This is a genomic window from Neptuniibacter sp. QD37_11, assembly GCF_047778105.1.
GTDB lineage: Bacteria > Pseudomonadota > Gammaproteobacteria > Pseudomonadales > Balneatricaceae > Neptuniibacter.
Map to the genome: position 1 here is coordinate 1,137,678 of NZ_CP180552.1, position 13,906 is coordinate 1,151,583.

Annotated in this window: 12 protein-coding genes; 7 read left to right on the forward strand and 5 right to left on the reverse strand. The window is 42.5% G+C overall.

From position 1 onward, the window contains the following. Position 1: 1 nt before the first annotated feature. The 4 genes from ACMXYT_RS05120 to ACMXYT_RS05135 form a co-directional block, all read right to left on the reverse strand. Positions 2–1,204 (reverse strand): hypothetical protein, encoded by a 1,203-nt coding sequence (locus ACMXYT_RS05120; protein WP_415911948.1) that lies wholly within the window; start codon positions 1,202–1,204, stop codon positions 2–4. 1 nt (position 1,205) lies between these two features. Continuing rightward, positions 1,206–2,003: an outer membrane lipoprotein-sorting protein gene (locus ACMXYT_RS05125; protein ID WP_415900506.1), complete on the reverse strand. Its 798-nt coding sequence runs from the start codon at positions 2,001–2,003 to the stop codon at positions 1,206–1,208. Next, positions 1,978–4,395, reverse strand: coding sequence for an efflux RND transporter permease subunit (locus ACMXYT_RS05130; RefSeq protein WP_415900507.1), 2,418 nt, complete (start codon positions 4,393–4,395; stop codon positions 1,978–1,980). The genes ACMXYT_RS05125 and ACMXYT_RS05130 overlap by 26 nt, the downstream gene beginning before the upstream one ends. 135 nt (positions 4,396–4,530) lie before the next feature. Next, on the reverse strand, positions 4,531–5,283 hold the full coding sequence (locus tag ACMXYT_RS05135) for a TetR/AcrR family transcriptional regulator (protein ID WP_415900508.1): 753 nt from the start codon (positions 5,281–5,283) through the stop codon (positions 4,531–4,533). A 435-nt stretch (positions 5,284–5,718) separates the two neighbouring features. On the opposite strand from ACMXYT_RS05135, the gene ACMXYT_RS05140 reads away from it, so the two are divergent. After that, entirely contained in the window at positions 5,719–6,114 is a 396-nt protein-coding gene (locus tag ACMXYT_RS05140; RefSeq protein WP_415900509.1) for a hypothetical protein, read from the forward strand. 77 nt (positions 6,115–6,191) lie between these two features. Here ACMXYT_RS05140 and ACMXYT_RS05145 read toward each other — a convergent pair whose 3' ends face one another. Then, a complete protein-coding gene (locus ACMXYT_RS05145) occupies positions 6,192–7,145 on the reverse strand; it encodes a methylenetetrahydrofolate reductase (protein WP_415900510.1) in 954 nt (317 codons plus the stop codon). Between the two features lie 145 nt (positions 7,146–7,290). Here ACMXYT_RS05145 and ACMXYT_RS05150 point away from each other — a divergent pair, with 145 nt between their 5' ends. The 6 genes from ACMXYT_RS05150 to ACMXYT_RS05175 all read left to right on the forward strand — a co-directional run bounded on the left by ACMXYT_RS05150 (position 7,291) and on the right by ACMXYT_RS05175 (position 13,831). Next, positions 7,291–7,857 carry a DUF1285 domain-containing protein gene (locus ACMXYT_RS05150; RefSeq protein ID WP_415911949.1) on the forward strand — a complete coding sequence of 189 codons (567 nt, stop codon included), beginning with the start codon at positions 7,291–7,293 and terminating at the stop codon, positions 7,855–7,857. 59 nt (positions 7,858–7,916) lie between these two features. Beyond that, positions 7,917–9,065: a response regulator gene (locus ACMXYT_RS05155; protein ID WP_415911950.1), complete on the forward strand. Its 1,149-nt coding sequence runs from the start codon at positions 7,917–7,919 to the stop codon at positions 9,063–9,065. A gap of 186 nt (positions 9,066–9,251) precedes the next feature. Further along, entirely contained in the window at positions 9,252–10,253 is a 1,002-nt protein-coding gene (locus tag ACMXYT_RS05160) for an ABC transporter substrate-binding protein (protein WP_415905460.1), read from the forward strand. 170 nt (positions 10,254–10,423) lie between these two features. Next, positions 10,424–10,819 carry a YbaN family protein gene (locus tag ACMXYT_RS05165; RefSeq protein WP_415905461.1) on the forward strand — a complete coding sequence of 132 codons (396 nt, stop codon included), beginning with the start codon at positions 10,424–10,426 and terminating at the stop codon, positions 10,817–10,819. A 13-nt stretch (positions 10,820–10,832) separates the two neighbouring features. After that, positions 10,833–12,224, forward strand: coding sequence for a diguanylate cyclase (locus ACMXYT_RS05170; protein ID WP_415911951.1), 1,392 nt, complete (start codon positions 10,833–10,835; stop codon positions 12,222–12,224). A gap of 359 nt (positions 12,225–12,583) precedes the next feature. Further along, on the forward strand, positions 12,584–13,831 hold the full coding sequence (locus ACMXYT_RS05175; protein WP_415911952.1) for an HDOD domain-containing protein: 1,248 nt from the start codon (positions 12,584–12,586) through the stop codon (positions 13,829–13,831). Positions 13,832–13,906 lie beyond the last annotated feature (75 nt).

The window sequence follows — 13,906 nt, forward strand, 5'->3', positions numbered from 1 at the left end:
CTTAGAAATAACGTTCAACAGTCAGTTGAAGGTGGTCATCTTGTTTTAGGCTATAACTCAGGTCTGCTGGGTTATCAGCCGAAAAGAATCGACCATCTAAGCTTAATTTCCAGTTATCACCAAAACGTCTGCTCGCTTCAATAATCATACTATTACTGTAGTAGTCCAAATCATGGCCAATACCGGCTAATACTTCGGTGCTTGCTGCATCGTTTAGGGTTAATCGTGCGCCCATAAAGACGTCATTTTGGATAGCAGCGTCAGCTGATTTACCTCGCTCATCCCTGCCATATTCCAGTAAAACGCCAATGTCGGCAGAGCTGTCTTGAATACCGTAAAAGGTATATTCAAAACCACCTTGAGCAGCCCAATAGTTTTCACTTTTAGTGTCGCGATGAATGGTTTCTAACTTCCAAAGCCAACTGTCTAACGTAGCTTGTAAGTCAAAACCAATCTGGTTCATCTGCTCGTAATGGGGTACTAAGATTGTCTGGCCATTCACTGACTGGACTTGTAATTTAGGATCTCGGTTGGTGCCTCTAAACCAATAAGCACCTAAATCAAAATCACCAAGCGTATGGCTCCAGCGAATTGCTGTATCTATATGTTTATTACCTGCGCTGGATTCAAAGGTTGCTCTATCAGTGTCGACTACTAGACCTCCGCGGAGGCGGCCATTCGTGCTAGCAAAGGTGCGTTCTCGAAACCCAGGTAAAAGGTAGAGATCGATGATGCCCCAGTCTTTGACTAGGGATAGGTTGATCATCTGCTGACCAAGTTTATCTTCACCATCAAAGTCTTCGACACCATCTGTCTGGTTGATCACATCAACTAGATGCTGGAATTCGGTAACCCCCCAAAAGACTTTACGTAGGCCTGTACGCAGTTCCCAGTCGTCAGAGACATGCACCCAGCTTAACTCACGAATATCTCCGTGAGTTCGCTCGCTGTCATTTTCATCTACACGAAGAAATGGGGTGAAGGTTAAGCTATCAGCGCCATCGTTCCACTCCCAATAAAGCTCCGGCTCGAAAGAAAATGACAAATTGGTGTCGTAGTCTTGTCCTGCGAATTGAGCGCTTTGAGTGAAGAGGCGTAAATCGGCGGTGGCTTTACCCGACAACTCAAAGTAGGTTTCTGCCTGAGCAGGCAGGGCTGTTAAAAGCCCCGCTGCCAGTGCAGTCGTGAACGTCTGCCTAATCATCTTAGCGCGCTCGTTTTAGCGTGTTTTTATTGAAGTCTTTATCAGTTAAACCTGTTTTGAACTGATAAGAACCGTAGGTAAGGTCGGTGCTTTTACCTGTTTGGTGGTTCACCATTTTCATTAGATCTGGACGCCAGTGCTTACCTTCATACTCTTTGTATTCATGGTAAGTCAGGGTCTTAAGTTCAGAGTCTTTACGGTCGTAGAAATCGATTTTCCACGGACGGTACTCCGCTTGATCTAACCATACTACGCGTCGGGTATAACCAGAGTTCTTATCCACTGGGTATTGTTCTACAACAAAACACGTACCGCCTTCACAAGCTTCGTCACGTAGATACTTGTAAGTGTATTTTTCTACCTCAAAGGAAGATAGATCTTCGTAAGCAAACTCAGAACCCATAAATGGACCGGATTTGTTACGCGAAGCAATACGTTTTACGCGTTTAAGAGCAGGCAAGTAAAGCCACTGATCGTCCGCGCCAATAGGGTGGGAGAAGCTTAAAAACGCTGTACCTTTAACATCTCTAGGCTTGTCGAAAACCGATAGGCTTTTGTCACCATCGTTATCAACTTCTAAAGACTTCATGCGGATCTCACGCACGCTTTCCTGACCCTGTTTATTACGCAGAATCATATTCATCTGCGCTTGCATATCAGTCCAGCCAAGATCGCTTGCTTTAGCTTCTTCTGCAATACGTAGACCTTTTTCTTCAGCGGTTTCAGCAATAGCAACGCCTGAAGTGAGAATCATGCCTGCAATGCATACAGATTTAAGCGGGTTGGTTAACAGAGTCATCTTTATCTCCTTCAGAATTTTTTAGTGCTGCATTGGCTGGTTGTACAGGGCCAGTTTGTGTCGGATCGTTTTGTGCAGAGTCATCGCTTTCTGCGTCTTCTTGCTCTTCTTTTGCTGTTTTATCCAACAGCATCAGAAGTGGAGGCAAGAATAGGAAGTCTACAATTAACGCGATCAAAATAGTCAGTGCTGTTAGTAGGCCCATATCGGCGTTCACTTTAAAGGTGGACTGAGCCAACACCATAAAGCCTGCTACCAATACAAATGTGGTTACCCATAGTGCTCGACCTACGCTGGCAAAGGCATAACCAACAGCTTCTTTACTGTTCTTGTTACGGTCTCTGCGAGCATGCAGGTACTTGCTCAAGAAGTGAACCGTATCATCTACCACGATGCCAAGTGTCATGCCGGCAACAACAGAAAGTGCTAGACCTACTTGGCCATCAATCAAGTACCAAACACCAAAGCCCATTGCCGCTGGCGCTAAGTTTGGAATCAGACTGATGAAACCGAATTTCACCGAACGTAATGCAAAGCCAAGCAGTACAGATATCAGTACAAGGGCCAAAGATGTGCCAATCAACATGCTGTAGATATTACGCTGGCCAATGTGTGCAAACATAAGGCTAGGGCTTGCAATATCCACTTCATAGTTTGATGCATTCTCTGCAAACCAGTTATAGATGCGGCTTTCCAACTCAATCTGCTCGGTACTGGTCATATTATTGAACGTAGCGATGATGCGAGTAGAAGACTTATCCACGTTTAACTGGTTATTTAGATCCAAACCGTAAGGCAGAGACATTTCGTACAGCAATAAGTATTGCGCTGACAGTTCACGTTCATCCGGTAGTTTGTAATACGCAGAATCGTCACTGTGCATGTTTTTGTTTAAGCGTTTAATAATATCGCTCAACGTATTCACGTGATCAGTTTCCGGTTGAGCACGTAGCCATTCTGTTAGATCTCCGACTGTTTTTAGGAACGCAGGGGAGTTAATCCCACTAGCTTCTTTGGTATCGATGGAGATCTCCATTGCCGTCATGCCTGATAGATTATCCTGCATGTAATCTGTTGCCTGACGGAATGGCACGGTTTCATCGAAATACTTTACGAAGTCATCATTCAGTTTGTTTAACGGAACGAGGAAAACGGCCGCAATCATTAAAACTGACATCGCTGGAAGTAGAACTCGACGCTTCGAGATTACCAGATCTGCCAATTTGTGCATGAAGTCATTTTTGCCTTCTTCCATCGGTTTAACGTGGACAGGCAGTAAACGCAGCATTGCAGGGAATACTGTTACCGAGAAGATAAAGGCAAGCATTACACCTGCAGCGACCATGTTACCCAGATCGCGGAATGGAGGGGAATCTGAGAAGTTCAGGCTTAAAAAGCCGATTGCAGTGGTCAAACTGGTTAAGAAAATTGGCTGGAAGTTAATCCGTAGACTGTCCTGAATCGCTTTCTCTTTCTTAACGCCCTGACGCATCTCGTAGAACATTGTTGTTAGGATATGCACGCAATCTGCTACAGCTAACGTCAGTACCATAATTGGGGTACTTGCAGATGGTCCTGTTAGGTAAAAGCCTGTCCAGCCAGCTAAACCCATGGTTGCAGCAATAGAGAAGATGATCACGACAACAGTTGCTAAGGTGCCGCTAAAATTGCGTAACAGAAGTACCATGCCGATGATGACGACTAAGAACATCAAAGGCACAAGCGTCGCGTTGTCCTCAATAGATGCTTCAGCAAAGCTGTTGTTCATCATTACCATGCCTGAAAGGTGAACTTTCAGGTTTGGATTCGCTTGAACAAATTCATCGCGCATTTCACGAACTTTACTGACTACCTGAGGTACTTCAACAACTGGGTCAACGCCGGGTAGTTGTACGGTGATGTTTACAACCGTGACATGAGCCTCTGGAGAGATCAGTTTGTTTACCAATAGCGGTTCATTAACAGCGATCTCTTTAAGCCTTGGCATATCCGCATCAGTCAACGTTTCAGCGTCTAATACCAGATCTTCAACGATCATATCGTCTTCTTCAGACCATGTATGCTGATAGTTGGTAATCGAATCTACGCGGGTAGAGTAGGGTACCTGCCAAGATTCAGTCGTCAGCTCTTGAATCGCCGCAAGGGTTTTAGGAGTAAACACTTCACCACTTTCAGGTGATATAACAAAAGCAACATTGTCACTTTTGCTGTAAATCTTCTGCATCGCTTCGAATGCTGTCAGTTGAGGATTCTCATCACTGAAAAACACGCGATAGTCGCTTTTGAAGACCAGATTTTTAGCGCCGTAAGTTGCGCCAACGACGAACATTATCGAGAAGAGAACGACCCAAATAGGGTGGTTCAACACGAATCGGAAAAGGCGATCTCTCATTTTCCTGCTCCAAGGGCCCTTGCGGGGTTGATTGCGGTTAAGCAATATTAGTTATTTCTTTTTTAATGACGAAACGTCATTAACTAAGGTTTAAAAAACGGTGCAAGCACCGCGTTTTTTAATTCATCGCAGTTTTTAAGAACTGCACATCAACTGCTTTTGCTGAAGCTGTTTAACTTCTTCTGCAAAAAGTTCGGTTTTAAAGCGCTGAATGCTCTCATGCCACGGATGATCTTGGGTAAAAGGCTTCCAATTTAGGCCATCCAGTAAAATATTTGAGTGATTAACTAGCTCTCTTTCTAGTTGCATTTCAGCTCTAACGTTACAGCGATCAAGGGTCTCATGAAGCAAGGCAATAGTACCGAAGCTCATAGACCATAAAGAAAAAGCTACTTGAGCAGGGCATAGGTGTGGCTGTAACGATAAATCACCACTCGCAAGGCCTGAAGAGATCACCTCCAACATGCCGCCCAATAACTTGTTTTCTAAAATAAGGTGTTCTTCTTGACGCTTTTCGGTTGATTTTTCCCGAACTGACGGTGTCTTAGCAGAAAGAACCAACATAAATTCTGTAGGGTTTAGCTGCGAATGGAGCATATAGCCATACCCAACGGCGAGCATCTTCTCGCGACTACTGCCGTCATATTGAAAGGCGCGTTCGAATAGCGCCCCTAGTCGTCTTACACAGCGGTTACATAGACCGGTTAATAGGTCTTCTTTACAGGTAAAATGGTTGTATACCGTGCCTTTAGAGTAAGGCAGCCTTGCTACTACTTTATCTATAGTGAGCCCAGCTACACCTAATTCACTGATGATCTGTATAGCAGCTTGCATAATTTCTTCTTCACGGGCTTCTAAATCGGCTTCGTGAATAACTTTGGGGCTCATATTATTTCTATTACCTATAAATGACGGTCCGTCAAAAATACTGTTTTTTACTCAGCTGAGCAAGTGTGAAATTTGCAACAATCCGTTGCTATTAAGAAACAGTTTTGCAACAACCAATGCCTGCTAATCGCTACTATTAGTGATTTTAATAATCTTTAATATATTAATTGTCTAATTCAGCTATTCATGATGTTTTGTAGGGGCTTTATTTAAGAGGGTTCGAGCGTATTCCTAGCCGAAAGGTCTTCTGAAAGCAGGTGAAATATATTAATAAATCTGCTTTTGTCACGAAGTTGCATTGTTCAGTGTCTAAACTGCTTACTGTCAAAAATGATAGTTCTTATCTTTTTCGGCACCTGTTCCCCGGTATGGAACCAGGGGGAGTTGATTCATAGATGAAGAAACTGTTGTTCAAACAGGAAAGGAGTGCTTGATATGAAAATACCAACCTACGTGCTTGCAGTAAAAAATGAACCTGAAGGTCAACTTCAGCTCGCTCCACAAGGGGTAAAGGCTGCAGACATGCCGGTGTGTTTTTCGCCAGAATACGCATCCCATCTTTTTAATTTCAGTGAATCTCGTGTTCAGTGTAAAGAGGGTGAGAGTGTTTTTCTGTTAAAGGGAGATGTGGATATTTCTGGCATCGCTCAGGAATCTGATTTTCCCGAAGCATTTAAAGCATTACTGAAAAATAATAACGACTTAGAGGATTGGACTGTGCTTCGGCAAAAGTCTGCTCTTTCTTCCGATTCACAAGAATATAAACGCAAAGTGCAAGAAGATCTCGCTCGAACACATATGTTGTTGAAAATAAACAAAACACTTATGTGAAGGGCTGAAAAGATAAGGCCGCGATTAATCGCGGCCTTTTTCTATCTTACTTTTTCTATCTTAATAGTCGCAGCGGATCAAATATCCGCTTCTGCTAACTTAAGATCTACGACCGATTTAAGTAGCTTAAATAGACGAATCGATGCGTCGATCTCTTCTTTACGGTTGGTCAAACTTTCGATATTCAAACCAACAGGAATGCCAAGCGGCATCACTGCTTCTAGAATCTGCTCTAAATTGTTACGGCAGATACGAATAGATTCCTGCAGTGGGCTATGGGCATCCATAATACGGAAGCGAGTAGCTTCTGGTACAGATATGCCTAACCATTCCATAAATTCAAGCGTCTTAGTGCTACCGCATGGTGTGAATGTCAGAATAACACGCTTTGGTTTAACACCATCTTCGCGGCATTTACGCGCATAACTGCTCAACATATCGATAGTTGCTTGGGCATCGTAAACGGCTTGCGAGATAAAGAATTCACAGCCTTGTTCTGTTTTGCTGACCAAGCGCTCATGTTCATTGCGTTTAGAAGCGTGACGCTCAGCAATAGTTACGCCGCCTAACTGAAATTCTGCTGGGTGTTCAGCAAGCGCAGCGTAAGCATCATTCAAGCTAAGTTGGATATCGCCATCAGAAGAAGGGCTGCCAACAAGCACCGTGTCACGAACACCGTATTCGTTCCATGCTTCATCTAGCCAAGCAATAAATGCTTCTTTATCACGCTGAGAAACACTCTTGTATGTGATAACCGGCTTATCTGCTTTTTCACGGATTAGCTTAGAGTATGCGCGTGGATCTAGGGTGCGCATAAATGGAAACGGACGAGGTTTGTCGATACGGCTGCTTTCATCCTGAATGTCATAAACAATCAGACCATCAAAATCGACATGCTGTAGACGCTCTAGCAGTTTATCCGCAATACCTTGAGCGGTCTCTTCTGCAGTACCATCTTTCGGAGGTGTAGTACCAAATAGATATACTCCGCGGCGGTCGTCAGCAAATTTTGTTCTTAAATCCTGTTTCATTGTAGTTTTTCAATTTCTTTCTAAGCTTTAATTGCTGGCTATTCTAACAATTAATATTATTCATGTGTTTAAGTTATAAGATGAAAGTTTTTTGGTTAGAGTTGAGCAAATTTAATAGGCTGTTGAAAAAGTTGGGAGTAATGAGTTGAGCCAACCAGGTTTTGATCTATCTGAAGCAAGTAAAGCGATTGAAAAATCAGGCGAGGGGATACCGCCATTAGACAAGTGGAACCCTGATTTTTGCGGTGATATCGATATGCGTATCGCCCGTGATGGTAAGTGGTTTTACCTAGGCACAATTATCAGTCGGCCCGCAATGGTGAAACTCTTTTCTAAAGTGCTTTGGCTAGAAGAGGGAAAGTACTTCTTAAAAACTCCGGTGGAGAAAGTCGGGATTGAAGTAGAGGATGCCCCTTTTCTGATGACCGAAGTCCAAGTACAAGAGGGCGAAAATGGACCTGAGTATCAATTTGTAAGTACAACTGGGGATAAAGTTGTTATCGGCAAGGAGAATTCGCTTTGGGTTGAAGAGTGTAGCGAAACCTCTGAACCATCCCCTTATGTTGATGTTCGTTTTGGAATGAAAGGTCTACTTCACAGAAATGTTTTTTATGAATTAGTCGAATTAGCGATAGAACGAGAGATCGATAATAAACAGGTACTGGTTATCGAAAGTCAGGGTGTAACTTTCATATTAGGAGAAGTATCCTAAATTTAATTTAGGTAAAGTGAATTTAATCACGCCTAAGTATGAAGTTAAGTGGGGAAGTAATGGCGTCAGAGAATCGTTTTTCAATCTTACTGATAATTAAACAATCAGAAGAATTAGAGTCTCTTTGTAATATGGTGAAACGGCATTTTCCACGTTTCTATATTGCCCACAATGAAGAGGATGCTCTTTCCCTTATTGTAGAGCATAAGATAGATGTTCTATTGATGGGGTTACATACGATTCAGGAAAATGAAATTTGTTATCTCCATCTGATTAGCGCCAAGAAGAACATTGAGAAAATCCTTTTCAAGAAGATTGTCTTTTGTAGTCGTGAAGATCTCAAAGAAGCCTTTTCTATCTGCAATAAGGACGTGTTTGACGACTACTTTATTGTTCGTCCACTATACGACCCATATCATTTGCTACTTCGCTTACGCTTTATCCGTCGTGCCCTGCATGAGCAATCTAGTTCAGAGCATAATGATTTCTCAGTGGAAAGCTTATGTGACTATTTTGACCAGATCATCTCCTGCAATGAAGAGATATCTGACCTCAATGCTGAAAGTTATGAAAAGCTAATGCATCTGGTTTCTTTCTCTATGGATAGGATGAAGGAGAAAGTAATCGAAGAGGGAGGGTTGCATGAAGATCATCATGCCGATATGCGAAGTCTGTTTGATCAGCATAAAGAACAGCATCTGCGTGAGGTAGAGTTGCAACAAACTTCTGTTAAGCAGAGCCTTCAAGCGAAGGTTGATCGTTCAACTAATCTCACAAAACAGCAAAAAGAGACTCTGCAAACTAGCGATACCGTTGTGTTTGACGATAGCAACATTTTGCTGCTTGAGGACGAGAGTGAACAACGAGATCAGATTAAAGCAATTCTAGATTCAGGTGGCTATAAGGCACAGGTTTCGGGATGTGCGACTCACTCACTCAAACTGCTTCAGAGTTGGAAGCCGGATATAGTTTTACTGGATTTAACACTTCCCGATATGAGTGCGTTATTTGTGATCGATAAGATCAAAAATGATCCTGAAATGACACACACACGCATTATGGTTTTGGCCAAGCCGGGTGATACCCAAAATGCGCAAGAAGCAATGAAGCAGGGTGTGCATGAAGTGATTTTAAAACCGATCGACCGCGATATGCTGCTTTATAAGATGGGCCATAATCTGCAAGCTCTTAATGCCAAAGGTAAGTAATATTAAATATTGGGGAGGCTCCTGTTTTGTGAGATCCCCTTTGTTCTGAGAGTACAGTAACGATCCCATCTATTCGTTTTATCCTTCCAAAAGATTCCTTTGGGCTTTTAGCGCCTACCTTCCCACCTAATCTCAAATAATCATCTATATTTTATAAGTAACCTATTGAATGCATACAGGGTTGATATGCGAAAAGTTGTATCTTTGATTTTTTGGCTGTTGGTAACACTTGGGACAGCAGGGGCGGCTGCGGCTGAAACCAAAATAATGCTGATCCACAGTTACCATCAAGAGATGAAGTGGGTAGAAGACCTAACAGCAGGAGTAAAACAGGAATTAGGTGATGAATATCAGCTACTCATTCATCACATGGATACCAAACGCTTACCCAAAGGGATGTTTAAATACAGTGCCGCGAGGGCCTTTAGTGAGTTTCAGGAACAGAAGCCCGATTTAGTCATTATCTGTGATGATAATGGTTTTAGTTTACTTGGTGAGCGGATAGCAAAAACAACCCCTGTGGTTTTTTGCGGCATCAACTCGGATATTCGTCGTGATTATCCTTGGGTTCTCAATTCTCAGAATATTACCGGTGTCGTTGAGCGTCCAATGATAAAGCGCTCAATCGTTGAGTTTGCTCGTGCCACACGTATTAACCTGCACCAGGTACTCATTTTATTGGGTGATAGCTTAACAGCTAATGCAATTTATCATTATGACTTAGGCGGTAAATCACATTTTAATATTGCTAAGAATATTCGTGCTGATGTTGTCAGGGTTTCCAATGCAGCTGAATGGAAAGAGCACATTAAACTTAGCAAGAAACAAGGATATGATCTTATTTTGATTGCGGGCTATGCGGCTATGCATGAAGAGAATGGAGAGTACGTTAGCTTTGATGATTTAAGCCGATGGGTTTCGGCAAACGCGCCTGTGATGACCATAACAGCTCATGAACAAGCGATAGGAAAAGGAAGAGTCATGGCCGGGATGGTGGTTAGTGGTATTTTAATGGGCCAAGATGCAGCAAATTTAGCTAAGCAATTACTGGTGTTACCTAAAGATAGCCATCAGATCCCAATTCATTTTCAGAGTCAGGGAAAGATGATTTTAAGTCGTCATGAGTTGAGAAACTGGGGCCTTAAGGTAGATAACATCACATCAAGATCGCTTATTCTTTTACCTTAACTGGAAACTAAAGGGATTTAGTTATTTTGAGGGCATTTTCTCCCAAGCAATTGTTCATGTAATCTAACCGTATTTACTAAATTCCTGCTATCTTATAGTTACATGTCCACGACATACGTACTGCTGTATTGATATATTCTTTCTAGGTGGCTTGGTACAGGGAGTATCTGTTGAGAAAAACGATTGTACGTACCCTATATTTGATCGCCGGATTTATTTGCGTGCTTCTCGGTTTGATCGGGGTTATTTTACCTTTACTGCCAACAACGCCATTCCTTTTAGTAGCGGCTTTTTGCTTTTCTCGAAGCTCCGAAAGGCTTCATCAGGCGCTGCTGCAAAACAAGCTATTCGGCAAAATAATCCAAGACTGGGAAACGGACGGAGTAATTCCGTTAAAGGCTAAATGGTTAGCAACAGTGATGATGCTTGCTATGGTTAGCTATCCGCTGATTTTTAAAACCTTTCACTACGGCTTAAAATTGATTGTTGTTGCCACGATTATCTTCGCTCTCTGTTATATCTGGACACGCCCATCGGAACCTTTATTCAAAGGCAATGAGGGATAGTATGAGGGATAGTATGAGGGTAATCCAATTCCTCCTTTTCTTCCTATTTAGCAGCCATCTTCTAGCCGTAGAACAGCTATTATTTTCCGACAAAGAGAAGGAATACCTCGCTTCTAAACAACAGATTACGATGTGTATTGATCCCGACTGGTTACCCTTTGAGGCTATAAACGCTCAAGGTAAACATGTGGGGTTGTCTGCTGATTTTATGGAAGAGTATTCGAAGATGATGGGGATTCCTATTCAGCTAGTGCCGACTAAAAGCTGGAGTGAATCTTTGCACAAAGCTAAGGCTAGAGAGTGCGATATCTTATCGATGTTGAACGAAAGCCCAGAGCGTAGTGCTTATCTCAATTTTACTGCCCCTTATGTGACGGCTGCCGTTGCGTTGGTAAGTCGCTCGGATGTGCTTTTTATCGATGGTTTGTCTGCGTTGCAAGGCAAAGTGCTGGCAATGCCAAAAAATTACATTTATGAAGAGCTTATCCGCCGAGATTATCCTCTGATTCAAGTGGTCTACACAAAAAACCAAAAAGAGGCGATTAAGCTCGTATCATCTGGAAAGGCTTATGCGTCCATCGGTACGCAAATTAGTATGTTGCGGGATATCCAAGAAGTTGCGACGACTAACGTAAAAGTGGCTGGCTTCACTGAATACAAAAGTGTTTTGAGGGTTGGGGTTAGAAAAGATGATGAGCTTTTACTCAGTATATTTTCTAAAGCGGTAGATAATTTACCTCCACAAAAGACCAATCAAATTTTACAGCGTTGGTATAGCGTGACGGTTCAAAGTAAAGTCGATCAAACTTTGTTGTGGCAACTGCTGGTGGTCTTTTTCCTAATCTCCATGATCTTTGTTGTTCGATTTAGAAGTATCAGGCAATTTAACAAGATTCTTAAGGAGAAGAATAAACAGCTAGAGCGTATTAGTCAGACTGACCACTTAACTGGCTTATTTAATCGATTAAAAACCGATGCTGTGATCAAAGCTGAAGTCGCCCGAGCAGAGCGCTATGGTGGTAGTTTCTGCGTTATGCTGTTTGATATTGACCACTTTAAAGCAGTGAATGACAACTGTGGTCACCAGATAGGGGATAAAGTGCTTATAGAGATTAGTAACTTGGTGAGAACTAATATCCGAGAATCAGATATCCTTGGCCGCTGGGGTGGTGAAGAGTTTATGTTAGTGACACCTGAAATGGATATCAGTGGGGCCGAGAAGTTAGCTAATAAGCTCCGATTGTTAGTGCAGGATCATATATTCCCAAATCAAATTGATATCACGGTTAGCTTTGGTGTAGCAGAGTACAAGATGGGAGACAGCCCTGACGCGCTGTTAAACACTGCAGATAAAATGTTATACAAATCTAAAGAAGCTGGTCGAAACAGAGTCACGATTAGCTAGAAGGATCTCACAAATCACCTTTCGCAAGGGAGGTGATATTTCGGTTCTTTTCCCCCTTTCCATCAAAAAATCTATTTTTTTATTGTTTTTCAATGTGAAAGTTTCTCATTAAAAACTAGATAAAATTTTATTAAAAACACCTAAATGCCCAGTAAACCAAGGATTTACAGAGGTTTAAGGTGTTTTTAAAACAATGTTCAAAAATTTATGTACAAAATAGATAAAATTTTACTAAAAACGCGCTTTTAATAAGGTTAATTGGCACTAGGATTAGGGTATCTACAGTTACTGAGGCATATAGAGCGACAGTGATTGGTAACAGCAGTAATGATTAATCGAAAAATGTGCAGGTAAACGTTATGAGCACTATCAACAAAGGCTCTTCACAAAAATTTAGAATCGCGATGCTGGACGAACAGGGCAGCTTAGCGGGCTGGAGTCGTGAGATAGAGGGATCTGAATTTAATTGGGCGTTTGTCCGTTTAGATTCTAAACAGAGCTTAATCGACCAATTAGAACAAAACACATTTGATGCGGTTATCCTGCCTTGCTCTATGCGTGCAGTAGTCGATATAGAATTGATGGCTAAGTTAGCTCGCATTCAGCCTCAGGCTGTTAGAGTGTTTCTAGGAGCTGAGTTTTGGAATGCAGGACATAAAGCAAAAGCTGCTGAAATTGCCCATCGAATTTACCCAAACAATGTTTCGATCAAGCAGGTTGGAGAGGAGTTGGAATATCAGGTTAAGTTGGTGAAACTGCTTAATCGTTCCTCCTTGCAGGCGTATGTATCCACAGTGGGTTGTTTGCCGTCACCACCCAGTATGTATCGTCAACTGACTGAAGCGGTTAATTCTGATGTCGCAGATCTGACTGAGATTAGCGAGATCATTGAGCAGGACCCATCGGTTGTTGCGCAAATAATGAAACAGGTTAATTCGGCTTTCTTTGGTTTCAATCGCCAGATTTCTGATCTGAGAGAAGCAATCTCTTTACTGGGGGTAAGAAACCTTAGAAGTATGGCTTTGAGTAGTCAGTTAAATAAGCAATTTAAGCAGGGAGATGATTGGAATCAGTTCTCCTTTGAGCAAATGGGCCAGCGTTCTTTATTGGTAGCACGTTTAGCTCAAGCGTTATCTAGAAGAGCGGGCGCGAGCAAGGCGGTGCAGGATCAAGCCTTCTTAGCTGGGTTGTTACACGATTTAGGCGTCATGATTATGGCTGCTCATGATCCGGCTCAGTATAAAAAATTGATTACTTATGCCGTTAAAAAGCAAAAGCCAATTTATTTAGTTGAAAAAGCGGCATGTGGTTTCTTCCATGGTGAAGTGGCAGCTGCCTTATTGGCACTATGGAATCTACCACCGCAGGTCGTTGAGGCAGTCATGTTACATCATGTCCCTCATCTATCGTCGGCAACAGAGTTTAGTCCGTTAACTGCAGTACATGTGGCGGACGCTATGCTGCCATCAGTTGATGTGGCAGGAGAATGTGATCTGGCGAGTAGCTTATCGCTACGCTACCTAGATCAAGTGGGAGTTATGGATGAGGTCCCACAATGGCGCATTGTCGCTAACGAATATCGTGTTCGCATGGTATCCAATTTATAGAGAGGATCTCTTTTTCGCTGGAAAGATGCCAGTCCTTACCGGGAACATACGTCGGGGTCTGTGAAAGGTAAGGGT

Bases quoted from the DNA above. Each gene is read 5' to 3' on its own strand.
- ACMXYT_RS05120 (WP_415911948.1), bottom strand. From the start codon at position 1,204: ATGATTAGGCAGACGTTCACGACTGCACTGGCAGCGGGGCTTTTAACA.
- ACMXYT_RS05125 (WP_415900506.1), bottom strand. From the start codon at position 2,003: ATGACTCTGTTAACCAACCCGCTTAAATCTGTATGCATTGCAGGCATG.
- ACMXYT_RS05130 (WP_415900507.1), bottom strand. From the start codon at position 4,395: ATGAGAGATCGCCTTTTCCGATTCGTGTTGAACCACCCTATTTGGGTC.
- ACMXYT_RS05135 (WP_415900508.1), bottom strand. From the start codon at position 5,283: ATGAGCCCCAAAGTTATTCACGAAGCCGATTTAGAAGCCCGTGAAGAA.
- ACMXYT_RS05140 (WP_415900509.1), top strand. From the start codon at position 5,719: ATGAAAATACCAACCTACGTGCTTGCAGTAAAAAATGAACCTGAAGGT.
- ACMXYT_RS05145 (WP_415900510.1), bottom strand. From the start codon at position 7,145: ATGAAACAGGATTTAAGAACAAAATTTGCTGACGACCGCCGCGGAGTA.
- ACMXYT_RS05155 (WP_415911950.1), top strand. From the start codon at position 7,917: ATGGCGTCAGAGAATCGTTTTTCAATCTTACTGATAATTAAACAATCA.
- ACMXYT_RS05160 (WP_415905460.1), top strand. From the start codon at position 9,252: ATGCGAAAAGTTGTATCTTTGATTTTTTGGCTGTTGGTAACACTTGGG.
- ACMXYT_RS05170 (WP_415911951.1), top strand. From the start codon at position 10,833: ATGAGGGTAATCCAATTCCTCCTTTTCTTCCTATTTAGCAGCCATCTT.
- ACMXYT_RS05175 (WP_415911952.1), top strand. From the start codon at position 12,584: ATGAGCACTATCAACAAAGGCTCTTCACAAAAATTTAGAATCGCGATG.